We start from the raw sequence: 21768 nt of genomic DNA on the forward strand, positions 1-21768 counted from the left end.
AGGTACGGTTCGGCCCGTCGAAGCGCTACCGGCGAATCCCCCGTCACCACATCGGCGCCCTAAGCGACCAGGTCGGCGTACTCCCGGTGTTCTGCAATGTACTTCTCGACATACCAGCAGGTGGGGATGATGGCGAAGCCCGCGTCGCGGGAGTCTTTCAGGGCGAACTCGACCACCTGGGCGGCGATACCGTGGCCGCGGAATTCGGGGAAGGTCATGGTGTGGTGAAGGTCGCGGACCTTGGGGTCGTCGCGTTCGGCGTAGTCGGCGTACCCGGCGAGGGTGTCGTCGACGTAGATCTCGAAACGGGTGTCGGCGACGTTGTGCTCGAGCCTGGTCGTCATGATCGGGTAGAACTCCTTGTCGGACGGGAATGTTCCGTGGCGGCGGTCACAGGACCGCGCCGGGGTTGAGGATGCCGTTCGGGTCGAGCGCGTCTTTGATTTTCCGGGTCAAGGCCATGACGTCCGGGCCGAGCTGATCGGGCAGCCACGCCTTCTTCAATCGCCCCACGCCGTGCTCGCCGGTGATGGTGCCGCCGAGCGTGATGGCTAGGTCCATGATCTCGCCGAAGGTCTGGTGCGCCCGCGCGGTCAGGTCCGGGTCGGACGGGTCGTGCACGATCAGCGGGTGGGTGTTGCCGTCTCCAGCGTGCGCGATCACCGACACCGTGACCGCGTTGCGTTCGGCGATCGCGGCGATGCCGGTCACCAGATCGCCGAGCCGGGGCAGTGGCACGCCGACGTCTTCCAGCAGCAGCGCGCCGAGCTTCTCCACCGCGGGAATCGCGAAACGCCGTGCGGCGGCGAACGCTTCGCCCTCCTCGGGGTCCTCGGTGTGGAAAACCTCGGTCGCACCTGCCTTTTCGCAAGCCGCCACCATGATCTCCGCTTCGCGTCGCGCGAATTCGCCCGGTGCGTCGGAGCGGGCCACCAGCAGCGCGGCGGCCTCGCGGTCCAAGCCCATCCGCATCTCGTCTTCCACGGCGTTGATCGACACCGAGTCCATGAACTCGAGCATCGAGGGCCGCAGTTCACCCGTGATCGTCGAAATCGCCTCGGTGGCAGCGGTGAGCGTGCCGAAGGTCGCCACGACCGTGCTCTGCGGCGGTTGTGCGGGCAGCAACCGCAGGGTCAGTTCGGTGATCACGCCGAGAGTGCCCTCGCTGCCGACGAAAAGCTTGGTCAGCGACAGCCCTGCCGAGTCCTTCAGGCGCGGACCGCCGAGCCGCACGACAGTGCCGTCGGCGAGCACCACCTCCATGCCGAGCACGTAATCAGCTGTCACGCCGTACTTCACACAGCACAGTCCGCCCGCGTTGGTGGCGGCGTTGCCGCCGATCGAGCAGATTTCGAAAGACGAGGGATCGGGCGGGTACCACAGCCCGTGTTCGGCGACCGCGCGCTTGACCTCAGCGTTGAACAGACCCGGCTGTACCACCGCCGTCCGGGTAACCGGATCGACCGTTACCGCGCGCATCCGCTCGGTACTCAGCACGATCCCGCCGTCGACCGCGGTCGCACCGCCGGACAGCCCGGACCCGGCGCCGCGGGGAACCACCGGGACGTGGTGCGCGCTCGCCAAGCGCAAGGTGGCGGCCACGTCGTCGGTGCAGGTCGCGAGCACCACAGCCAGCGCGGTGCCCGCGTTCGGGTCACGTGCCCAGTCCTGCCGGTAGCCCGCGAGCAGATCCGGGTCGGTGAGCACCGCGCGGTCGGGAAGGCAGGCGATCAAGTCGTCCAGGTCCACGTCTTCACGCTAGCTGCCCGCGTCCGATACTTGCTGATCGGCTGAGGTGTCAGCGTGTGGCGGGTGGAAATGGCGCCACGCCGCGGCTCCGGAAGTCCCGTAGGTCGGGACCATCCGGCGGCCCACGCGCCGGGCGGGGCACCCGAGCGCGGATCGGCTGAGCTACCGGTAGGTCTCCGGCTGATCATCTGACGGACACCTGCAGCTGGCACGCTGGCCGCGTGCACGAGCTGTCCGAGACCGCCGACACGATCGCCGATCGATTCACCCGCTGGTGCGAGGCTGTCGTGGCCAGGTTGCCTTTCGGGCTGAATCGTGCCCTCCCGCCGACCTTCCTGGGTTTCGCGCTGATCAACAGCGGCACCTTCGGCGTCGACCTGGCGCTGCTCAGCCTCTTGCACGGCTGGTGGGGACTACCGGTCTGGCTGTCGGTGACCGTGGCGTATGTGTGCGCGTTCGGCCTCAGCTTTGTGCTCAACCGCACCTTCAATTTCCACTCGTACGCGCCCGTCGGCAGACAGGCCGCGGTGTACGTCGTTGTGGTCGTGATCAACTACCTCGCGTTCATCCTCGGCGTCGCCAGCGGGCTGACCGCGCTCGGCCTGGAGTACCACCTGTCCCGGTTGCTGGCGGGCGCCTGCGAGGCCGGGTATATGTACAGCGCGCTGCGCTGGGTGGTCTTCCGCCGCCGCGCGGTCGGCCTGGAACCGGAATTTGCACCTGACGCGACGTGAGGTGCTCCGTCCAGATGGGTCGGCGCGGCAACCAGGCGTCGAGTTGATTGCCGTCGGTTCCCTGGTGATGCTGGCCTCTGCCCGACGTCCGGCTTCTGCGCCACCGATACGCGTCCGGCAGGACTGCCCGCACGAGCCAGCGACCAGTTCTGCGGGTACCGAGACTACAGCGCCCGTGATCTCGAGCAGCGGCTGTCGACGTTCATGTCGCCGCTGTGTTGATCAAGTCCTCGGTGTGCGAGCCATCGACGACGATTGCGTCGTCGTCGGTGAGCGCCCAATGCGCCACGCCTTCCACCCGGAACCGGGCGGCGAGTCGGTTGCAAGCGCCATCCGGATCGGTCGCGGAATTGATATGCGGGACGATTGCGCGATCGACCAAACCCATTCCGTCCCATTGTGGCTCGACGCCGCAGGCGGGCGCTACCTCGGCCGGGTCGTCCAGTGTCTCGAGGCCGTGGAGGTCTGGTGTGAGCACACAGGCGCCCGCGCTGTAGCCCGCGTAGACCAGCGCGTCGTCGGCAAGCAGCCGCGTCAGCGCGAGATCCGCTCCGCTGCGGGCGAATTGGGCACGCAGCACGAAGGTGTTCCCGCCACGGACCCACACCAGTGGGAATTCGGCCAGGCGGCGCTCCAGTTCCGCCGCACGCCCGACGAAGTCGCGCAGGTCGATCTCCTCCGGGGCGTACCCGAGCCCGCCCAGCGGCACCAGGTCGCTGGTGACGGCCGACGCCCGCATCGACGGCCATGCGTCACAGGCGTTGCCGATCACCGCGACCCGGCCCGGCGGGCCCGCGAGTGCGACCAGCCGGTCGAAGTGCGCCCCGAAGCGGTAGCTGGACAGGAACAGCCGCATGGTTTCAGATCGTGAAGGCGAGGTGGCGCACCAGCCGCTGCCCGAGCTCGGTATCGCCGTCGAAGGTGATCTCGTCGAGGTGCTGCTCGGCGGACGTGCGCCCGCCGCCAAGTCGGACGAACAGCCCGGAGTCCATGCCGATCTCGACGTCGGCGGGTTCGTCGAAGGCGTCGACGTAGCTCGCCCGGCCCGCCACCTGGATGTGCAGCGTTCTGGCCAGCGGGCCGGTCAGCGCGAAAATGATCCGCGAGCCGTCCGGTGCCCCGCCCTTCTTGACTACTACGCGCGGGATGCTGCCCGCGAACTCGGCGAAGGCCAGCTCGCCGCGCGGCCCGCCCTCCTCGACGCGGACGCCGAGCGCGTCGGCGATATCGAGTTCGTGCATCCAGCAGTCGAACAGTCGCACTCGCATGAACCGGCCGTAGCTCACCGGACCGATCGGCGACACGGTTTCCTTCTCCCATTCGATCTCGCCCATCGCCGCGAGCGCCTGACGCCTGCGGTCGACAACATCGCGGTATAACTCGACCAGTCGGGCGCCGGGCAGCGGGCGCAGCCGGTCCACCCAGATCTCGTTGAGCACCGCGGTCTCGTTGCGGATGTACGGAAGCGTGCGCACATCGGTCTTGACCCTGTTCGGGTCATGGGCGGGCGGGCGTTCGCCGAGCAGCCAGGATTCGATGCCGATGATGTGGGCGACGACGTCGAACACGGTCCAGCCGGGTAGTGGCGACGGGGCCCGCCAGCGGTCTTCGTCGAGTGCGGCGACGAGCGTCTCGATCGCTTCCCACTGCTGCGACAGCAGGGCGATCCGCTCGGTCCGGTCTGGCGTCTCGGTCATCCGTCGGCTCCTTTTTCCGGGCCCGTGCTCTCGTTGTCCAGTACCGCTATTCCACCCCGGATGGCGGCGGCGGTGGCGACCGGGTCGTGCGGACGCCGCAGGAGAAAACCTTTGGCGAAACTCAGTCTGTCGCCGTGTCTGCGGGGGATAACGTGCAGGTGGACATGTGAAACGGTCTGGAAAGCGGCCGTGCCGTCGTTGAGCACCAGGTTGGCGCCGTCCGCGGCGAGACTGCTGCGCCGGACGGCAAGTGCGAGCCGATGCCCGGCCCGGAAGACGTGCGCGCCGAGCTCGGCGTCGAGGTCCTCCAGTTCGGTGGCGTGCCGCTTGGGGATCACCAGCGTGTGCCCGCGAGTGATCGGCCGGATATCGAGGAACGCGCACAGCGTGTCGTCCTCGTACACCTTTGTCGCAGGCGCCTCGCCTGCGACGATGCGGCAGAAGACGCAGTCGTTCACATGCTGGACGATACGGCGTACGGGCGGAGCGGAACACCCCGGCGGGCGATCCGGCATGACACACGCCACTGTTCCGCGACGCGCCGACCGCCTGACCAGTTCTCGAACCTCCGGGTAAGTAAGGGACTTCGACGTACGGTCTTGTCGTTGTCGCCTGCGGCGAGCACCATCGACTACTGCGGGAACCGAACAAAGCACAGCTCAGGAGGCGGCGGTAAGGTCCGCACAGGCCGCGGGAGAATCCGGCAAACCGGCGGAATACAGCCGACACGTGTGACTGGCATCTCAGCTAGGCTCACGGCGAGCCGGGTACAGTTGCGAGGATTTGGGCGAACTTACTCTGGAGTAGCATCGTCCGACCGTCTACCCGTTGCCTGGAAGCTCAGCACGAGAAGGAAGTCTGACAAGTGGAGACAACGCAGAGCGTAGGCGATCCGTCGCTACGTGGCGCGCGTGTCGGAGTCGTTCGCGAGTCCAACACGGGCGAGCGACGTGTCGCATTGGTGCCGAAGATCATTCCGAGCCTGCTGAAGCGGGGCGTCGAGGTCGTCGTCGAGTCCGGAGCAGGGCGCGGCGCGCTGATTCCCGACAGCGCCTATGAAGAAGCGGGCGCGACGATCGGCGATCCCTGGTCGGCCGAGGTGGTCGTCAAGGTGGCCCCGCCCAGTGACGCCGAGGTGGCGAAGCTGTCGTCGGGGCAGACGCTGATCGGGTTTCTCGCCCCGCGTAACGCCGAGAATCAGATCGGTGCGTTGAAGTCGGCCGGGGTGCAGGCGTTCGCGGTGGAGGCGATTCCGCGGATTTCGCGCGCGCAGGTGATGGATGCGTTGTCTTCGCAGGCGAATGTGGCCGGGTACAAGGCGGTGCTGTTGGCCGCGTCGGAGTCGACTCGGTTCTTCCCGATGCTGACTACCGCGGCGGGCACAGTGAAGCCTGCGACGGTGCTGGTGTTGGGTGTGGGTGTCGCCGGTTTGCAGGCGTTGGCCACCGCGAAGCGTCTCGGTGGGCGGACCACCGGCTATGACGTGCGGCCCGAGGTGGCCGATCAGGTGCGTTCGGTGGGTGCGCAGTGGCTGGATCTGGGTATCGATGCCGCCGGTGCGGGTGGGTACGCCCGCGAACTCACCGACGAGGAGAAGGCCACCCAGCAGCAGGCTTTGGAGGATGCGATCAAGGGTTTCGACGTGGTGATCACCACGGCGCTGGTGCCGGGTCGTCCCGCGCCGCGACTGGTGACCGCCGCGGCGGTGCAGGGCATGAAGCCGGGCAGCGTGATCGTGGACCTGGCCGGTGAGACCGGAGGCAACTGTGAGCTCACCGAGCCCGGCCGAACCGTTGTCAAGCACGAGGTGACCATCGCGTCGCCGTTGAATCTGCCCGCCACCATGCCCGAGCACGCCAGCGAGCTTTACTCCAAGAACATCGCGGCACTGCTGGAGTTGATGCTGGTCGACGGCAAGCTCGCGCCCGACTTCGATGATCAGGTGCTCGCCGACTCCTGTGTGACCCGTGCGGTCGGGGACCTCGAAACCGCGGGGAAGGAAGCCTCCTGATGTATACCGAACTGCTGGCGAATATCGCGATCCTGGTGCTATCCGGATTCGTCGGATTCGCCGTCATCTCCAAGGTGCCCAACACCTTGCACACCCCGCTGATGTCGGGCACCAACGCCATCCACGGCATCGTCGTGCTCGGCGCGCTGGTCACACTCGGGAACGTGCAGGATCCGTCGATCCTGACCCAGATCATTCTGTTCGTCGCCGTCGTGTTCGGAACCCTGAACGTCATCGGTGGTTTCGTCGTCACCGACCGCATGCTGGGCATGTTCAAGACGAAGAAGGCGGCAGCGCCGGTGAAGGCGGATCAGTGATGCATACCTTCGACAATGTGACCTATCTGGTCAACGGTCTCTACATCGTCGCGTTCGGCATGTTCATCTACGGTCTGATGGGTTTGACCGGTCCGAAGACCGCGGTGCGCGGCAACCTCATCGCAGCGGCGGGCATGGTGCTCGCGGTGGTGGCCACCTTGATCTCGATCCGGCACACCAGCAACTGGATTCTGATCGTCGCCGGCTTGGTGGTCGGTGTCGCGCTGGGTGTTCCGCCGGCCAAGTTCACCAAGATGACCGCGATGCCGCAGCTGGTTGCCGCCTTCAACGGTGTCGGTGGTGGCACGGTCGCTTTGATCGCGTGGTCGGAGTTCATCAACTCCCAAGGTTTCTCGCGCTTCGATGAAGAACCCACCGTGCACATCGTGATCGGCTCGCTGTTCGCGGCGATCATCGGTTCGGTGTCGTTCTGGGGCTCGCTGATCGCGTTCGGCAAACTGCAGGAGATCCTGCCCGGTCGCCCGATCGGGATCGGCAAGCTGCAGCAACCGTTGAACCTGTTGCTGTTCGTCGGCGCTGTCGCCGCAGCCGTGGTTATCGGTATCGGGGCCACCGGTGACGGCGTGCCGCAGGTGTGGATGATCGCCGTGCTCGTGCTTGCGGGTGTGCTCGGCCTGATGGTCGTGCTGCCCATCGGCGGCGCCGACATGCCGGTGGTCATCTCACTGCTCAACGCCCTGACCGGGTTGTCCGCCGCGGCGGCCGGTCTCGCCTTGAACAACACCGCGATGATCGTGGCAGGCATGATCGTCGGCGCGTCCGGCACCATCCTCACCAATTTGATGGCCAAGGCGATGAACCGGTCCATCCCCGCCATCGTTGCGGGCGGATTCGGCGGCGGCGGTACCGCGCCTGGCGCCGGTGGTGGTGAGCAGAAGCAGGCCAAGGCCACCTCCGCCGCGGACGCCGCGATCCAGATGGCGTATGCCAACCAGGTGATCGTGGTGCCGGGCTACGGTATGGCCGTCGCGCAGGCCCAGCACGCGGTCAAGGAAATGGCGTCGCTCTTGGAGGCCAAGGGTGTCGAGGTCAAATACGCCATCCACCCGGTCGCGGGCCGGATGCCCGGCCATATGAACGTGCTGTTGGCCGAGGCGGAAGTCTCCTATGACGCGCTCAAGGAAATGGACGATATCAACGGCGAGTTCAGCCGTACCGATGTCGCCCTGGTGATCGGCGCCAACGACGTCACCAACCCCGCCGCCCGCGAGGACGCCTCCAGCCCGATCTACGGCATGCCCGTCCTCAACGTCGACCAGGCGAAATCAGTGATCGTGCTGAAGCGTTCGATGAACTCCGGTTTCGCCGGTATCGACAACCCTCTCTTCTACGCCGACCACACCTCCATGCTCTTCGGCGACGCCAAAAAGTCCGTCGGTTCGGTCACCGAAGAACTGAAGGCGTTGTAGCGGCGGTACGTTTCGCAGCGAGCGCCCCTCCATCGAAGCTATCGGTGGAGGGGCGCTGTCATGTCGCCTGCGCACGGTGTAACCGGTCCAGACGCAGCCGGCGCACGATCGAGGAGCCGAGCCGGTCGGGTCGTCTCCATCCGCGGTATCGCCGAGTGGGAGCGAGCGAGGGTAGTTCGTTGGACTCGCGCAAGATCTGGTGAACCCGGGGCTCTATCTGTGAACGATCGGCCGGGAGCGACCTGGATTCGCCGATCCGGTGCGGGCCGCTGAACAGACCGGATGGTCTTGCGGGCGGCGAGTTGCGCGTCCATCGGCTAGATTCCATGAGTTCGCCGCCCCTGTGCGGACGGAACTGCGCGAGACCCGGGGAGGGGATCCATGACCACACCACCGAACTACCCGTATCCAGGCCAGCCCGCGGGTCCAGGCTATGGCGGCCAGCCGGGCTACCCACAGGCGCCCGCCGCTGTGCCGCAGGGTTACCCGGGGCAGCCCCAGGGCTATCCACAGCCGGGCTATCCAGGGCAACCGCAATCCGGTTATCCACAGCAGGGCGGTTTCCCGCCGCCCCAGCAGCCGGGCTACCCCGTCGGTGGTTTCCCGCCGCCTGGGCAACCGCCTCGGCAGAGTGGTGGCGGCAGCGGGATCGGGAAGATCTTCCTCGCGATCGGCGCCCTGGTGGTGATCGGTCTCCTGGTCTTCGGCGCCCGCACTGTGCTGCGCTCGGACGGCGAGAAGATCGAGATCGGCCAGTGCGCGAAGCTGTCGGGCACCACCGTCAAGGCCGAGTTCGCCACGAAGGAATGCTCCGATCCGGACGCCAACTACGTGGTGGCGCAACGGATCGACGGTGCGAACAAGGACTGCCCGACCAAGGACTACGCCAGCTATTACCAGACCGGCAGAAACGACTACACGCTCTGCCTTCGGCTCAACGCCGGAGAGGGCGACTGCATCAAATCCGGTTTCCTCGGCGCGAGCACCAAGGTGGCCTGCGGCTCGACGGCGGACTTCAAGATCGGCCGGGTGGTGCGCGGCACCGCGGACAAAACCGCATGCGGGTCGCGAGCAACCGAGAACGACACGATCGTCTATCCGAAGCCGGATCCGATCACACTGTGCCTGGTGCCGCCCAAGTAGGGCTGGACGCAGGGGGATTGCTAACGTTCGAGCATGGCGGGTGTCGGCGCGCGATTACTGCGGAACAGGTCATTCGTGCGAGCGCCGATCGGTTTGTTCCGGGCCCGGTTGGGCTTCCTGTTCGGCGGCCGGCTCTTGCTGCTGGAACACACCGGACGCGGCTCTGGTCGACCGCGCTACGTCGTGCTGGAGACCATCGCGCGGCCGAGCCGAGATCGCGTGGTCATCGCGTCCGGATTCGGCAGGCAGGCCCAGTGGTTCCGTAATCTCGTGGCCGATCCCCGCTGTTGGGTGAGTATTGGTTCGCGCAATCGGGTTTCGGCGGTTGCCAGAGTCCTCACCCTCGACGAGTCCGCCACGGTGCTCGACGGCTATCGACACGAACACCCCACGGCGTACCGAAAGCTGGGCGGGCTCATCGAGGAGGCCACGGGCTCGGACATCGACCACGTGCCGTTGGTCGAGCTGACCTTGCGGTCTTGACCGGCTATTTCGCCGGGGCGGCTACGCCCGAGTAGCGGCAGCACAGCAGTATGGCGATCAGCGGTACCACCATCGCCGTGGTCAGCGGCACCACCGCTGTGAGCCAGCCGATCACCGTGGGGCCGGCGAGCAGCCCCAGATAGCCGACGCTGAACACCCGGGACATATCGGTCGCGGCCGTGGCGGAGCCCAGATTTCCCGCGGCGGTGAAGATCTGGGGGACGCCGCCGGAGAGCCCGAGGCCCGCCATGGCCCAGCCGAGCAGCGTCAGCGCAATCCACGGAGACATCATGATCAGAGCAAGTCCGATCGCGGCGATCAGCGCGCCGTAACGGACCACCGCGACCGGGCCGAACGCGCCGCTGACCCGGTCGGTGGCCAGACGCCCGACGGTCATCGTCGTGGAGAACGCGCCGAAGGCGAGCGCGGCCGTCGCCGCGTCCGCTCCGAGATGTTCGCGCATCTGCAATGTGCTCCAATCCGCGGCTACGCCTTCGGCCAGCAGCAACGCGAACGCGATCGCGGCCAGCGCCATGACCTTTCGGCTGCGATCACGGACCTCGGCACGCGCGATCGTGGCGAGTGCCGCCGCGTCCCGCTCGGGCTGTGCGGTCGGCGCGGTGTCGTACTCGATCGGTGCCGTGGCGTGCTGGGGCGAACCGGCGGTGTGCAGGGGCAGTGCCGCATCGGGTGGTGCGGGGTTGTGATCGGGCAGTGCTGGGTCGTGCCCAGGCGGTGTGGTGTCGTGCTTGGTCACGTGCACGGCCTGGCCGCCGTGGGTCGCCGCGTCCGCCGTCCCCGCCTCGGGCGTGGCGTCGCGCAGCAGCCGCGGCACCAGCGCGAGGGTCAGTGCGACGCAGCCGATCGCGGCCAGCGTCAGAGTCAGCCGCACATCCCAGCCCACACGCAGCGTCGCGGCCCCCACCAGCGAACCGAGCAGGCCACCTCCGGAGAACAGGGCGTGGAACGCGGCCATGATCGGGCGGTGATACGCCCGTTCCACATGTACCGCTTGGGTATTCATCGATACGTCCAACGCGCCGTTGCCGAAGCCGAAGCAGATGAGCGCCAACGCGAGCGTGACCGGTCCGGTCGCGAAGCCGGGCCCGAGCACCGCCACCGAGGCGGTGCACGCGGCCGCGCCGACCAGGGTCGTGCTGCCGAAGCGGTCGGCGAGCGGGCCTGCCAGACGCATGCCGACGATGCCGGCACCGGCCATCAGCAGGATGAACATCCCCAGCGTCGACTTCGTGACGCCCGTGCGGTCGGTGATGACGGGAATGTGCACCACCCACATAGCGAGTAGGAAACCGCTCAACGCGAACACCGTGAACACCGCGAAACGCGCGACGCGGGTCGAACGGTCGACTGTAGGGCTCGACACCACTTCGACGGTAGCGATGAACGGTCCGGTGTGCCTCCGGAACGGCTTGCCAACCCCACCCGCGGAAACCGGTCCAGGGCAACGTCGACCTGGTGGCACCCGGCTGCGAGGCGCACTACGTTGAGCGCCGTACCCGCAGGTAGGGTCTGCTTTTCTAGTGTCAACGCGGCACTGCCCCGAGACATTCCGGATTCCGGTAGCCGCCCTTCTCCGTGGCGTAGTCGGTGAAATCTCGGGGTTCCCGGCCGAGCCCCGGCGGACCTCGTCGGCGGACTCGGCATTGCGGCCGTCGAGCACGGCGCCGAACAGGTGGTCCAGCAGGCTCACCACGTCGGAGGTGCTGGTCGGCGGTGGTGTGTCAGGGTTCGAGTACATCGGCGCCGGATGAGACGGAACATGGTTCAGTGGCTCATGATCATGTGCGATCGTCTACTGTTGATGCGTGGATGCGCTCGCCAGTCTGCTCGAAGGTCCACGCGCCCGGGGTGCGTTCCTGATGTGTTCGCTGCTGGATCCGCCGTGGTCGTTGCGCATCCAGGACGAGGCCCCGCTGACCGTGGTATCGATGATTCGCGGTGGTGCGTGGATTCGCACCGAGCAGGGTGCGCCGCGGCAGCTGGGCGCAGGCGATGTCGCTATCTTCCGTGGGCCCGATCCGTACATCGTGGCCGACGATCCGGCGACCGAACCGCAGATCGTCATCCATCCCGGCCAGGTGACGAAGACGCCGGACGGCGAAATCCTCTGCGAGACGCTCAGTCTTGGGGTTCGGCAGTGGGGGACCGATCCGGACGGCGCCACCATGATGGTCACCGGGACCTACGAGTCCGCGGGCGCGGCCAGCCAGCGCCTGCTGCGCGCGCTCCCGCCCGTCATCGTGTTGCGGCGCGGCGAATTCGACAGCAGGGTGCTCGACATCCTGGTCGACGAGGCGACCAAGGATGAACCCGCGCAGGGAGCGGTGCTCGACCGGCTGCTCGATCTGGTGTTGATTGCCGCGTTGCGCGCCTGGTTCGCCCGCAATGACGCGCCCGCTTGGTACCACGCCTACGGCGACCCGCTGGTCGGCAAGGCATTGCGGCTGTTGCAGCACAATCCGGCGCACGGGTGGACGGTCGCAGGCTTGGCCGAGGCGGTGGGTGTGTCGCGGGCCGCGCTGGCCCGCCGGTTCACCGACCTGGTCGGCGAGCCACCGATGGCGTTCCTCACCGAATGGCGGCTGGCGCTGGCCGCCGACCTGCTACAGGAGTCCGACGCCACGATCGAGGCGATCGCCCGTCAGGTCGGGTACGGCAGCGCGTTCGCGCTGAGCACCGCGTTCAAACGCCACTTCGGTGTCTCCCCGCGCGACCATCGGCACAGCCGCGTGCGGTCAGGCCTGGAGGAGGGAGCTCGCGTAGCCACGTAGGGCCCCGGCGTGCGGCGCATCGACACAGCCGCGTGCGGTCAGGCCTGGAGGAGGGAGCTCGCGTAGCCACGTAGGGCCCCGGCGTGCGGCGCATCGACACAGCCGCGTGCGGTCAGGCCTGGAGGAGGGAGCTCGCGTAGCCACGTAGGGCCCCGGCGTGCGGCGCATCGACACAGCCGCGTGCGGTCAGGCCTGGAGGAGGGAGCTCGCGTAGCCACGTAGGGCCCCGGCGTGCGGCGCATCGACACAGCCGCGTGCGGTCAGGCCTGGAGGAGGGAGCTCGCGTAGCCACGTAGGGCCCCGGCGTGCGGCGCATCGACACAGCGTGACCCCGGCTGAGCTATCGTCGGCCGGGTGACGCAGCAGTATCCGGTGCTCTGGCCGGTACCAACCCGGTGGGCCGACAACGATCACTACGGCCACGTGAACAACGTGACGTACTACTCGTACTTCGATACCGCGGTCAACGCGTGGTTGATGCACGCCACGGGCACCGACATTCGCACGCTGCCAGCGCTCGGGGTGGTCGCGCAGACTTCCTGCCGGTATCTCGGCTCGATCAGCTTCCCGGACCAGCTGCGGGTCGGCCTGCGGATCGCGCGGCTCGGCCGCTCCAGTATCACCTACGATCTGGCCATCTTCCGCGAGGCCGACAGCGCACCGGAACTGGTTGCCACCGGCACCTTCGTCCATGTCTACGTGGACGCGGAGACCCGCGAGCCGGTCGAGATCCCGGAGGTCATCCGCACCGCAGCGGCGGCGCTCGTCATCGAAGAGGACCCACGCGCCGCCGACGCGTGAACCGCTGTATTCACACGCGACTGAGCAGGGTGAGCGGGTCCTCCAAGAACCCGGCGGTGGTGGCGAGGAAGCGGGCGGCCAGTTCGCCGTCGATCATCCGGTGGTCGAAGCTCACGCCGAGGGTGGTCACCCAGCGGACGGCGAGTTCGTCACGGAATACCCACGGCCGCTTGCGGATCGAGCCGAGGCACAGGATCGCGGCCTCGCCGGGATTGACCAGTGGCATCCCGGCGTCGACGCCGAATACTCCGACGTTGGTGATGGTGAACGTGCCGCCGCGCAGGTCGGTGGGAGTGGCGGCACCCGAACGGGCGGTGTCCGCCACCCAGCCGATCTCGCGGGTCAGATCCCGCAGGCTCAGGGTCTGCGCCTCTTTGATGTTCGGCACCAGCAGCCCGCGGCCGGTGGCCACCGCGATGCCCAGATTCACGTAGTGCTTGGTGACGATCTCTTGGTCGCCCTCATCCCAGCAGCTGTTCATGCCGGGGAATTCCGTGAGCGCGGCCAGCACCGCCTTGGCCACCAGCGCGAGCGGCGTGAGGGTCAGGCCGACAAAGGACGTGCTGCTGCGCAGGTGGTCGAGCAGCTCCATCGACGCGGTGCAGTCGAGGGTGACGAATGCGCCGGCCTGCGGGATGGTGCGGACGCTGGTCAGCATCGCCGCGGCGGTGCGCTTGCGGATGCCGCTGATCGGGGTGCGGGCCTCGCGGGTGGTCGGACGGACGACGCCCGCGTCCGGCTCGGGGACGGCGGGCGGCGCGGCCTCGGCCTGCTCGGCCGGGCGCGGCTGGGAGACGGGCACTGCACCGCGCACGTCGTCGACAGTAACCGCGCCGCCTGGCCCGGACCCTGCGACGAACCACAGATCGATGCCGAGTTCGCGAGCCAGTTTCCGCGCGCCGGGCGTGGCCGCCGCCCGCGTCACCATGCGTTCGGGCTCCTGGATCGTGTTGTCGGACGGCCGCGAGACCGGCTCGGGTGCGGCGGCTTCCGCAGCGCCGTTGCCTGCGGAGTGCGAAACGTCTTGCGGGGCAACGGCTGGCCTGCGTCGCCTGGATGCCGCCTCCCCTTCTGGGCCGTAGCCCACCAATACCGAGGTGCGCCCGTCCGCGGCGGCGTCGGGTCCGGCCGCCTGCTCGTGCTCTACCCGAATCAGCGGCGCGCCGACCGGAACGGTGTCGCCCGGCTGCGCGAGCAACTCGACCACCCGTCCCGCGAACGGGCACGGCAGCGACACCACGGCTTTCGCCGTCTCGACCTCCGCGATGGTCTGGTTCAGCTGCACCGTCTCGCCGACGGCCACCGCCCAGGACACCAGCTCGGCGTCGGTGAGCCCTTCTCCGAGGTCGGGGAGCCGGAATTCCAGCACGGCCCCTGGAGCATCCTGGCGATCTTCCACGTGGGCACCTCTCACTACGGCGAACCGGCGTCAGGCGGCGAGTGAACGGTCGACCGCGGCGAGAATGCGATCGGGGTCGGGCAGGTGGTGCTTCTCGAGCTTAGCCGGGGGATAGGGGATGTCGAAGCCGCCGACGCGCAGGACGGGTGCCTCCAGTTGGTAGAAGCAGCGCTCGGTGATCCGGGCGGCGATCTCGGCGCCGAGGCCGGCGAACACCGGCGCCTCGTGCGTGACGATCAGTCGTCCGGTTTTGGCGACCGACTCCTCGACGGTGTCGAAGTCGATCGGCGAAAGGCTGCGCAGGTCGATTACTTCGAGCGAGTGCCCCTCTTCCGCCGCGATTTTCGCCGCCGACAGCGCAGTGGCCACAGTGCCGCCATAGGCGACGACGGTCGCGTCGGTGCCGGTCGTGCATACCCTGGCGCGGTCGAGCGGCAGCCCGGCGTCGCGGCCGAGGGCGTCGAAGTCGACGTCGGCCTTGTCCCAGTACCGCCGCTTGGGCTCGAAGAAGATCACCGGGTCGTCCAGCGCGATCGCCTGGCGGATCATCGAATACGCGTCCGCCGGATTGCTCGGGGTGACGACGCGCAGGCCCGCGGTGTGCGCGAAATAGGCCTCGGGTGATTCGGAGTGGTGCTCCACCGAGCCGATGCCGCCGCCGAACGGGATGCGAATCGTGAGGGGAGCGTGCACCTTTCCCTGGGTGCGGAAGTTGATCTTGGCCACGTGGGACACGATCTGATCGAATGCCGGATAGACGAAGCCGTCGAACTGGATCTCGCACACCGGCCGATAGCCGCGCAGCGCCATGCCGAAGGCCGTTCCGACAATGCCCGACTCGGCCAGCGGAGTGTCGATGACGCGACTGTCCCCGAAGTCCTTCTGCAGCGTGTCGGTCACCCGGAACACCCCGCCCAGACGCCCGATGTCCTCGCCCATCAGCAAAACCTTCGGGTCGTCCTCCAGCGCGCGGCGCAACCCGACGTTGAGCGAGGCGGCGAATGTGGTGATCATCGCGGGACTCCTTCCGGTCGCGCGGAGGCCTCGTCGGGATCGCCGGTCAAGTACTCCGTGTACTCCCGCCGCTGTTCGGTGATCAGCGGGTGCGGGGTGGTATAGACGTGGTCGAACAGCTCCGTCGGTGCGGGATCGGGCAGGTCGATGGTCGCCGTGCGCACCTGGTGTGCGACCTCGTCGGCGTGCTCGGTGACCCGGAGCTCGAACGCGTAGTCCCAGTGGCCCTCGCGCTCCAGCAGCCTGCGTACCCGGTCGATCGGATCGCGCCGCGCCCATTGTTCGGTCTCCGCGGCCGAGCGGTAGCGGGTGGGATCGTCCGCGGTGGTGTGCGGCCCCATCCGGTAGGTGAGCGCCTCGATGAAGGAAGGTCCGCCACCGGATCGTGCCCTCGCTACTGCCTGCCTGGTCACCGCGAGAACGGCGAGCACATCATTGCCGTCGACCTGCACGCCGGGCATGCCGTAGCCGTAGGCGCGGCGCGCGATCGGGGTCGCGCTCTGCACGCGGACCGGTTCACTGATCGCCCAATGGTTGTTCTGGCAGAAGAACACCACGGGCGCGCTCCAGCTCGCGGCGAAGCCGAGCGCCTCGGCGATGTCACCCTGGCTGCTGGCGCCGTCGCCGAAGTAGGCGATGGTGGCGATCTCGGCGCCGTCCAGGTGCGCGGCGAAGGCGTAGCCCGTCGCGTGCAGGCCCTGCGAGCCGACGACGATGTTCGGATTGGTCATGTTCACCGCGTGCGGGTCCCAGCAGTGGTGTGCGACTCCGCGCCACAGCCGGGTGAGCTCGGTGGGAGGAACGCCGCGGCAGTAGGCGACGGCGGCCTCGCGGTAGCTGCAGAATACGTAGTCGTCGGGATACAGGGCGTGCGCCGAGCCGACCTGGGCGGCTTCCTGACCGAGCAGCGGCGCCCACAGACCGAGCTGGCCCTGCCGCTGGAGCGCGGTGCCCTCGATATCGATTCGCCGGGTGATCGCCATGTCCTCGTACAGCGCGCGCAGCTGCTCCGGTCCGACGTCGGCGACCAGCGCCGCATGCTCGGGATCGAGGACACGGCGACCGTCGGGCTGCACCAACTGCACGGGATAGTCGGGCTGGCCTGGCATCGTGACCGCCTCCTCACCATGGGGCGCCGCGGATAACTCTGTGTTCTAACTCACAGCATCCACCGGAACGCGAACTGCGCAAGTGACCGTCGTGCGAATGAGCAGAATGCTCAATTAATACCGACGCCCTGATGTCATACTGCGTTGTATGCCCAGAGAAACCGCCGATGTGGCCCTGGATGCCACCGATGCCCGGCTGTTGCTGGAACTGGTCGCCAATCCCAGGGCGACGGGCGTCGAGCTGGCTGCGCGGCTCGGGCTGTCGCGCAACACTGTGCAGGCCCGGTTGTCCCGCTGGGAGGCGGGCGGCGTGCTGGGCAGTTTCGAACGCCGCGTGCGACCGCGCGCCCTCGGCTATCCGCTGGCGGCGTTTGTCGCGGTCGTCGTCGACCAGCACCAATTGGATTCGGTGGTGGACGAACTCGCCGAGGTTCCCGAGGTGACCGAGGTGTGCGGCATGACCGGACTTACCGACCTCACGGTGCGCGTGGTCGCGCGGGACGCCGACGACCTGTATCGCATCGCCGGGCAGATCCTCAAGATCCCCGGCGTGGAGCGGACCAACATGGCGTTGGTGATGCGCGAGCTGGTCGGGCCACGCACGGCTCCGCTGCTGGATCGGCTGGCGAACTCGAGCTGAACCAGGTCGAGGCGCGTGGCGGAGCGCGGGCGAGGATCCCGCCTTCCAGCGGTGGCGTACCGCCGCGTCGGCCTATCCGACCGTGCACCCGCGGCCGTACGAGGTGGTCGCGGAGTTCTCGGCGGCGGGACGCCGACGTCCCGCTAGGGTGCGAGGATGGAGATTTCGGGCAAGGTCGCGATCGTCACGGGGGCAGGTGCGGGGATCGGGGCGGCGCTGGCTCGTCGGCTCGTCGCAGGTGGTGCCCGGGTGGTGCTCGCTGACCTCGACGCCGAGAGCGCTGGACGCGGTGCCGAGTCCCTCGGCTCCGGTGCCGTCGCAGTCGGTGGCGACGTGGCCGACGAACAGGTGATCCGCGGGCTGATCGAGCGCGCCGAGGCCGAATTCGGGCCGGTCGACCTGTATTTCGCGAATGCGGGCATCGGCGGTGGCGCCGGACTGGACAGCACCGACCAGCAGTGGGCCGCCGCGCTGGAGGTCAATGTCATGGCCCACGTCCGCGCCGCGCGGCTGCTGGTGCCCGGATGGCAGGAGCGCGGCGGCGGCTACTTTGTGGCCACGGCCTCGGCGGCGGGTCTGCTCACCCAGCTCGGTTCGGCGCCCTACGCGGTGTCCAAGCACGCGGCCGTCGGGTTCGCCGAATGGCTGTCGGTCACCTACGGCGATCATGGGATTCGCGTGAGTTGCGTGTGCCCGATGGGCGTGGACACCCGGCTGCTGCACACCGGCCTCGTCCCGCCCGAACATGCCGCCGAGGCCGAACTCGCCGTGAAGGCGGTGACCACGGCGGGCGCGGTGCTGTCCCCGGACGAGGTCGCCGAGGTCGTCCTCGCCGGAGTCGCGGACGAGCATTTCCTGATCCTCCCGCACCCCGAGGTACTGAAGATGTACCGCAACAAGGGCTCCGACTACGACCGCTGGCTCGACGGCATGCGCCGCTTCCAAGCCGCCTTGCAGGGGTAGCCGGCCAGCGCTTTCAGCGCAGGACCTTGCGGAGCACGAGACCGGCGAGCAGGGCCCAGAATGCCGCGCCGATTCCCCCGAAGCCGACGCCGGACGCCGCGATCAAAAAAGTGACGATGCCTGCCTCGCGGTGCAGGCCGGAGCGGAGCGCCCCGCTGAGCGCCGCGCCGAGCGTTGCCAGGAGAGCCAGGCCGGCGACAGTCTCCAAAGTGCCCGTCGGCGCCGTCGCGACCAGTGTCACGAGGGCTGCCGAGCCCAGCGCGAGCAGCAGGTACATCCCGCCCGCCGTGAACGCCGCGATCCACCGCCGCTTCGGATCGGGATGTGCGGTGGGTGCGGCCGAGAGGGCGGCGCTGATCGCGGCGAGATTGATCGCGTGCCCGCCCGCCGGTGCGCCGACGACGGTACCGAGGCCGGTAACGGTCATGGCGGCGCGCCAGGGCACGTGGTAGTCGAACGACTTCATCACCGCCGTGCCCGGAATGTTCTGGGACGCCATGGTGACGATGTACAGCGGGATCGCGATACCGATCATCGCCTGCCAATTCCAGTGCGGCAGCGTCAGTTCCACCGACGGTGCCATGGCGCCGATGTCGAGGTGCCTGTGCTGCACCACAATGCTGATGCCCGCGCCGACCGCCGCGGTGCCGAAGGCCGCGATCACGGCCCAGCGCTGCGCATACCGTTGCAGGACGACCCAGACCAGGATCACCGGAACCACCACCGCGGGACTCGTCTGCACGGCCCGCACCGGCGCCAGGCACATCGGCAGCAGCACACCGGCCAGCATGGCCTGCGCGATTTCCACCGGAATCGCGGAGACCAGGTTGCCGAGTCGCTGCCACAGCCCGGTGATCACGATCAGCACACCGGCCAGCACGAACGCGCCGATCGCCGCGGGCCACCCGCCTGCCACGGCGCCCGTGCCGGCGAGCAGTGCCGCGCCGGGCGTCGACCAGGCCAGCGTGATCGGCATCCGATACCGGTAGCTGAGCAACATCATGCCGATCGCCTGGGTAACGCACAGCGCGAGCAGGCCCGACGCGGCTTGCGCCGAGTCCGCCCCGACCGCGGTGAGCCCGCTCAGCACCACCGCGAACGAGCTGGTGAACCCCACCAGCGCTGTGACCGCACCGGCGCCGAGCGGCTGGGCGAGCCCGGTTTTCGGCGCGACGGGTCCGTGCGCTGCGGTGGCAGGGGTCGCTGCCGCGGAAACGTTCGCCATCTGCCGGATATTGCACCTGGTCACAGCATTGTGTCGCCAGCCAGTGCCCGGAAACTGGCCTGAATTGCGCTCCCGCGTCGTGCCGTTCTCTACGCCGCCACTGCGAGATACGACGACATCGTCGCGCCGGATGCGTAGGGTGGGGAGTCGGTGCGCGAGGATTCGGGACGAGGAGCTGAGTTGAGCGCGGTACTGATCTCACCAGGCGAGCTTCGGAAAGCCTTGGCGGACAAGCGACTTCGTCTGCTGGATGTCCGATGGGCGCTGGGCGACCCGGACGGGCCGCAGCACTATCTCGAAGGCCACATTCCCGGCGCGGTGTTCGTCGATCTGGAAAGCGAACTGGCCGCGCCGCCTTCGCCCGCGCGTGGCAGGCACCCATTGCCCGACACCGCGCACTTGGAGAAGTGCGCGCGCAGCTGGGGCGTGTGCGACGGCGATCCGGTGGTCGTCTACGACGCCACCGGCGGCATGGCCGCGGCCCGCGCCTGGTGGCTGCTGCGCTGGTCGGGCATCGCGGACGTGCGCATCCTCGACGGCGGCTTGCCCGCCTGGGTCGGCGCGGTCGGCGCCATCGCGACCGGCGCAGAACCGGATCCCGAGCCCGGCGATATCGAATTGAGCCCGGGACACCTGCCGGTGATCGACGCGGACGCCGCGGCCCGCTGGGACGGCGTGCTGCTCGACGCCAGGGCGGGCGAGCGCTACCGCGGTGAGGTGGAGCCGGTCGATCCGCGTGCCGGACATATTCCCGGTGCGCTCAGCGCGCCGACCGCCGAGAACCTCGACGCCGAAGGGCGATTCCGCGGCGCGGACGAACTGCGTGACCGGTTCGTTGGATTCGGGTCGGGGCAGGTCGCGGTGTACTGCGGGTCGGGCGTGACCGCCGCGCACCAGGTCGCCGCGCTCGCCGTGGCGGGAGTCGAGGCGGCGCTGTATCCCGGTTCGTGGTCGCAATGGTCGAACGACCCGAAGCGGCCGGTGGCGACGGGCAGCTGAGGCCTGCGCGTCACCGGCAGCCGCGAGCGATGTCCTGCAGTACCGCGTAATCGGCGGCGGTCAGCGGCAGGTCGTACCGCGCGGCCGCGGTGAGATACCGGCCCGCGTAGAAGCAGTGGCTCGCGCGGGACGGTGGCAGCCATTCCGACGGTGTCTTGTCGCCCTTTGCCTGATTGGTCGGTCCGTCGGTGGCCAGCAGGGAGACGTCCAGGTCGTTGGCGAAGCGGACCCGGCGCGCGATCGGCCAGAACGCGGCGCCCATGTCCCAGGCGGCGGCCAGCGGGTACACGTGGTCGACCTGCACCGCGTTCGCCTCGGCCTTCGCGAAGGTGATCCGTCTGCTGGTGTACGGGTCGTGCAAGACGCCGCTGACCACGACGCATTCGCCGGTGTGTGGTCGGTAATCCACCTCGATGAGCTGCTTGCTCAACACGTTGTTGCGGGTGTCGCAGCCGTCGTGCCCACCAGGGCCGTCGTTGTCGTCGGTCCAGGTCGGGCCGAACACGCATCCCTGGCCGGCCTTGCAGCCACGGTCGTATCCTCCGGGATGCGGCCGTTCCGGGATCACCCGGACGGCGGCGAGCAGGCGCTCGAGTTCGACGTGTGTGGGGCTGCCCGGCGCGGGGGCCACCGCACCCGTGTCGAGTTCCGCGCACCCACAGAGCGCGAGCGCCGCGACCAGAGCGCCAACGAGCCACCGACGAATGTCCGCACCCATGACGCCAGATATACCGGCAGGGACCGACATTCGAGGAACTCGTCAGGCGAGAAGCGCCCTCGACCTCACAACCAGGCGCGGGCGAGTAGATCGTCGTCGGCGACCTGGCTCGCCCGCGGTGGGAACCGTGTGGCCGAGATCGATTCGGTGTGCGCCCCATCGTGCCCGATCAGCCACGAGCCGCCGCGCTCCTCGCACTCGGCGATCTTCGCGAAGGTGGTGAGCAGGAAGGTGATCGCGTCACGCGGATCGATGGTTCGAGCCAGACGCTGGGATTCACCGGGCCGCGACAGGTCCAGCCACACGCCGGACTGCCCGTCGAGCCGCATACCGACGATCTTGTCGGCGTGCACAAAGGTGAATTTGCGCCGCTCCCACGGGGTTGTCGGCGTGAAGCTTTGCTCGAGAACCTGGAGCAGAATCGTCATGCCGCTTCCTCCGCTTCCGTTGACAGCAAGCTGCGATTCTTCTGCGATGACCAGCGGATATTCCAGTATGTTCCGCTCGCGCCCAGAAATCCAGACGGGCGGAGCAGCGACGATGT

23 protein-coding genes are annotated in these 21768 nt (G+C 68.2%); 11 read left to right on the forward strand and 12 right to left on the reverse strand.

Annotated elements, in window-relative coordinates:
* Positions 1–59: 59 nt before the first annotated feature.
* Positions 60–344, reverse strand: a complete 285-nt coding sequence (locus OHB12_RS30325) for a GNAT family N-acetyltransferase (protein WP_327113030.1) — start codon at positions 342–344, stop codon at positions 60–62.
* Between the two features lie 46 nt (positions 345–390).
* Positions 391–1749 carry an FAD-binding oxidoreductase gene (locus OHB12_RS30330; RefSeq protein ID WP_327113032.1) on the reverse strand — a complete coding sequence of 453 codons (1359 nt, stop codon included), beginning with the start codon at positions 1747–1749 and terminating at the stop codon, positions 391–393.
* Between the two features lie 221 nt (positions 1750–1970).
* Here OHB12_RS30330 and OHB12_RS30335 point away from each other — a divergent pair, with 221 nt between their 5' ends.
* Positions 1971–2483, forward strand: coding sequence for a GtrA family protein (locus tag OHB12_RS30335; RefSeq protein WP_327113034.1), 513 nt, complete (start codon positions 1971–1973; stop codon positions 2481–2483).
* 202 nt (positions 2484–2685) lie between these two features.
* Here the strand turns inward: OHB12_RS30335 and OHB12_RS30340 are convergent, their stop codons facing one another.
* From OHB12_RS30340 to OHB12_RS30350, 3 genes are read right to left on the reverse strand one after another with little or no spacing between them, the layout of a single operon-like run.
* The gene (locus OHB12_RS30340) at positions 2686–3339 is read right to left on the reverse strand and encodes a Type 1 glutamine amidotransferase-like domain-containing protein (protein WP_327113036.1); all 654 of its coding nucleotides are present in this window, start codon (positions 3337–3339) and stop codon (positions 2686–2688) included.
* A 4-nt stretch (positions 3340–3343) separates the two neighbouring features.
* A complete protein-coding gene (locus tag OHB12_RS30345; protein ID WP_327113038.1) occupies positions 3344–4180 on the reverse strand; it encodes a maleylpyruvate isomerase family mycothiol-dependent enzyme in 837 nt (278 codons plus the stop codon).
* Positions 4177–4638: an HIT family protein gene (locus OHB12_RS30350; RefSeq protein ID WP_327113040.1), complete on the reverse strand. Its 462-nt coding sequence runs from the start codon at positions 4636–4638 to the stop codon at positions 4177–4179. The genes OHB12_RS30345 and OHB12_RS30350 overlap by 4 nt, the downstream gene beginning before the upstream one ends.
* Before the next feature lie 407 nt (positions 4639–5045).
* Between OHB12_RS30350 and OHB12_RS30355 the strand changes: the two genes are divergently transcribed.
* From OHB12_RS30355 to OHB12_RS30375, 5 genes are all read left to right on the forward strand, one after another.
* Positions 5046–6191: a Re/Si-specific NAD(P)(+) transhydrogenase subunit alpha gene (locus OHB12_RS30355; protein WP_327113042.1), complete on the forward strand. Its 1146-nt coding sequence runs from the start codon at positions 5046–5048 to the stop codon at positions 6189–6191.
* Positions 6191–6508, forward strand: a complete 318-nt coding sequence (locus OHB12_RS30360; RefSeq protein WP_327113044.1) for an NAD(P) transhydrogenase subunit alpha — start codon at positions 6191–6193, stop codon at positions 6506–6508. Before OHB12_RS30355 ends, OHB12_RS30360 begins: the two co-directional genes overlap by 1 nt.
* The gene (locus OHB12_RS30365; RefSeq protein WP_327113046.1) at positions 6508–7938 is read left to right on the forward strand and encodes an NAD(P)(+) transhydrogenase (Re/Si-specific) subunit beta; all 1431 of its coding nucleotides are present in this window, start codon (positions 6508–6510) and stop codon (positions 7936–7938) included. Before OHB12_RS30360 ends, OHB12_RS30365 begins: the two co-directional genes overlap by 1 nt.
* 381 nt (positions 7939–8319) lie before the next feature.
* On the forward strand, positions 8320–9081 hold the full coding sequence (locus OHB12_RS30370; RefSeq protein ID WP_327113048.1) for an LppU/SCO3897 family protein: 762 nt from the start codon (positions 8320–8322) through the stop codon (positions 9079–9081).
* A gap of 75 nt (positions 9082–9156) precedes the next feature.
* Positions 9157–9564: a nitroreductase family deazaflavin-dependent oxidoreductase gene (locus OHB12_RS30375; RefSeq protein ID WP_327113050.1), complete on the forward strand. Its 408-nt coding sequence runs from the start codon at positions 9157–9159 to the stop codon at positions 9562–9564.
* A 4-nt stretch (positions 9565–9568) separates the two neighbouring features.
* Here OHB12_RS30375 and OHB12_RS30380 read toward each other — a convergent pair whose 3' ends face one another.
* Entirely contained in the window at positions 9569–10948 is a 1380-nt protein-coding gene (locus OHB12_RS30380) for an MFS transporter (protein ID WP_327113052.1), read from the reverse strand.
* Positions 10949–11390: 442 nt separating this feature from the next.
* On the opposite strand from OHB12_RS30380, the gene OHB12_RS30385 reads away from it, so the two are divergent.
* Positions 11391–12356 (forward strand): AraC family transcriptional regulator, encoded by a 966-nt coding sequence (locus OHB12_RS30385; RefSeq protein WP_327113054.1) that lies wholly within the window; start codon positions 11391–11393, stop codon positions 12354–12356.
* A 354-nt stretch (positions 12357–12710) separates the two neighbouring features.
* Complete coding sequence (locus OHB12_RS30390; RefSeq protein ID WP_327113056.1) at positions 12711–13157, forward strand: acyl-CoA thioesterase; 447 nt, start codon at positions 12711–12713, stop codon at positions 13155–13157.
* 10 nt (positions 13158–13167) lie between these two features.
* Here OHB12_RS30390 and OHB12_RS30395 read toward each other — a convergent pair whose 3' ends face one another.
* Genes OHB12_RS30395 through pdhA form a run of 3 tightly spaced genes read right to left on the reverse strand, consistent with a single transcriptional unit; the run spans position 13168 to position 16679 of the window.
* Positions 13168–14556: a dihydrolipoamide acetyltransferase family protein gene (locus OHB12_RS30395; protein WP_327113058.1), complete on the reverse strand. Its 1389-nt coding sequence runs from the start codon at positions 14554–14556 to the stop codon at positions 13168–13170.
* A gap of 30 nt (positions 14557–14586) precedes the next feature.
* Positions 14587–15570: an alpha-ketoacid dehydrogenase subunit beta gene (locus OHB12_RS30400; RefSeq protein WP_327113060.1), complete on the reverse strand. Its 984-nt coding sequence runs from the start codon at positions 15568–15570 to the stop codon at positions 14587–14589.
* Positions 15567–16679, reverse strand: a complete 1113-nt coding sequence (pdhA, locus tag OHB12_RS30405) for a pyruvate dehydrogenase (acetyl-transferring) E1 component subunit alpha (protein ID WP_327113062.1) — start codon at positions 16677–16679, stop codon at positions 15567–15569. Before pdhA ends, OHB12_RS30400 begins: the two co-directional genes overlap by 4 nt.
* Before the next feature lie 148 nt (positions 16680–16827).
* Between pdhA and OHB12_RS30410 the strand changes: the two genes are divergently transcribed.
* Both OHB12_RS30410 and OHB12_RS30415 read left to right on the forward strand, forming a co-directional pair.
* Positions 16828–17319, forward strand: coding sequence for an Lrp/AsnC family transcriptional regulator (locus OHB12_RS30410; protein WP_327113064.1), 492 nt, complete (start codon positions 16828–16830; stop codon positions 17317–17319).
* Positions 17320–17475: 156 nt separating this feature from the next.
* Positions 17476–18282, forward strand: coding sequence for an SDR family oxidoreductase (locus tag OHB12_RS30415; RefSeq protein ID WP_327113066.1), 807 nt, complete (start codon positions 17476–17478; stop codon positions 18280–18282).
* A 13-nt stretch (positions 18283–18295) separates the two neighbouring features.
* Here the strand turns inward: OHB12_RS30415 and OHB12_RS30420 are convergent, their stop codons facing one another.
* Complete coding sequence (locus tag OHB12_RS30420) at positions 18296–19507, reverse strand: benzoate/H(+) symporter BenE family transporter (RefSeq protein ID WP_327113068.1); 1212 nt, start codon at positions 19505–19507, stop codon at positions 18296–18298.
* Positions 19508–19687: 180 nt separating this feature from the next.
* Between OHB12_RS30420 and OHB12_RS30425 the strand changes: the two genes are divergently transcribed.
* Complete coding sequence (locus OHB12_RS30425) at positions 19688–20506, forward strand: sulfurtransferase (protein WP_327113070.1); 819 nt, start codon at positions 19688–19690, stop codon at positions 20504–20506.
* Positions 20507–20516: 10 nt separating this feature from the next.
* Here the strand turns inward: OHB12_RS30425 and OHB12_RS30430 are convergent, their stop codons facing one another.
* Both OHB12_RS30430 and OHB12_RS30435 read right to left on the reverse strand, forming a co-directional pair.
* Positions 20517–21224, reverse strand: a complete 708-nt coding sequence (locus OHB12_RS30430; RefSeq protein WP_327113072.1) for an HNH endonuclease family protein — start codon at positions 21222–21224, stop codon at positions 20517–20519.
* A gap of 65 nt (positions 21225–21289) precedes the next feature.
* Complete coding sequence (locus OHB12_RS30435) at positions 21290–21652, reverse strand: hypothetical protein (protein WP_327113074.1); 363 nt, start codon at positions 21650–21652, stop codon at positions 21290–21292.
* Positions 21653–21768 lie beyond the last annotated feature (116 nt).

The sequence above is a fragment of the Nocardia sp. NBC_01730 genome, assembly GCF_035920445.1.
In the GTDB taxonomy this organism is placed as follows: domain Bacteria; phylum Actinomycetota; class Actinomycetes; order Mycobacteriales; family Mycobacteriaceae; genus Nocardia.

What these genes read in the sequence shown, in the direction of transcription:
- OHB12_RS30325 (WP_327113030.1), bottom strand. Translation starts at nt 344, where the DNA reads ATGACGACCAGGCTCGAGCACAACGTCGCCGACACCCGTTTCGAGATC.
- OHB12_RS30340 (WP_327113036.1), bottom strand. Translation starts at nt 3,339, where the DNA reads ATGCGGCTGTTCCTGTCCAGCTACCGCTTCGGGGCGCACTTCGACCGG.
- OHB12_RS30345 (WP_327113038.1), bottom strand. Translation starts at nt 4,180, where the DNA reads ATGACCGAGACGCCAGACCGGACCGAGCGGATCGCCCTGCTGTCGCAG.
- OHB12_RS30360 (WP_327113044.1), top strand. Translation starts at nt 6,191, where the DNA reads ATGTATACCGAACTGCTGGCGAATATCGCGATCCTGGTGCTATCCGGA.
- OHB12_RS30365 (WP_327113046.1), top strand. Translation starts at nt 6,508, where the DNA reads ATGCATACCTTCGACAATGTGACCTATCTGGTCAACGGTCTCTACATC.
- OHB12_RS30370 (WP_327113048.1), top strand. Translation starts at nt 8,320, where the DNA reads ATGACCACACCACCGAACTACCCGTATCCAGGCCAGCCCGCGGGTCCA.
- OHB12_RS30400 (WP_327113060.1), bottom strand. Translation starts at nt 15,570, where the DNA reads ATGATCACCACATTCGCCGCCTCGCTCAACGTCGGGTTGCGCCGCGCG.
- pdhA (WP_327113062.1), bottom strand. Translation starts at nt 16,679, where the DNA reads ATGCCAGGCCAGCCCGACTATCCCGTGCAGTTGGTGCAGCCCGACGGT.
- OHB12_RS30410 (WP_327113064.1), top strand. Translation starts at nt 16,828, where the DNA reads ATGCCCAGAGAAACCGCCGATGTGGCCCTGGATGCCACCGATGCCCGG.
- OHB12_RS30415 (WP_327113066.1), top strand. Translation starts at nt 17,476, where the DNA reads ATGGAGATTTCGGGCAAGGTCGCGATCGTCACGGGGGCAGGTGCGGGG.
- OHB12_RS30420 (WP_327113068.1), bottom strand. Translation starts at nt 19,507, where the DNA reads ATGGCGAACGTTTCCGCGGCAGCGACCCCTGCCACCGCAGCGCACGGA.
- OHB12_RS30430 (WP_327113072.1), bottom strand. Translation starts at nt 21,224, where the DNA reads ATGGGTGCGGACATTCGTCGGTGGCTCGTTGGCGCTCTGGTCGCGGCG.
- OHB12_RS30435 (WP_327113074.1), bottom strand. Translation starts at nt 21,652, where the DNA reads ATGACGATTCTGCTCCAGGTTCTCGAGCAAAGCTTCACGCCGACAACC.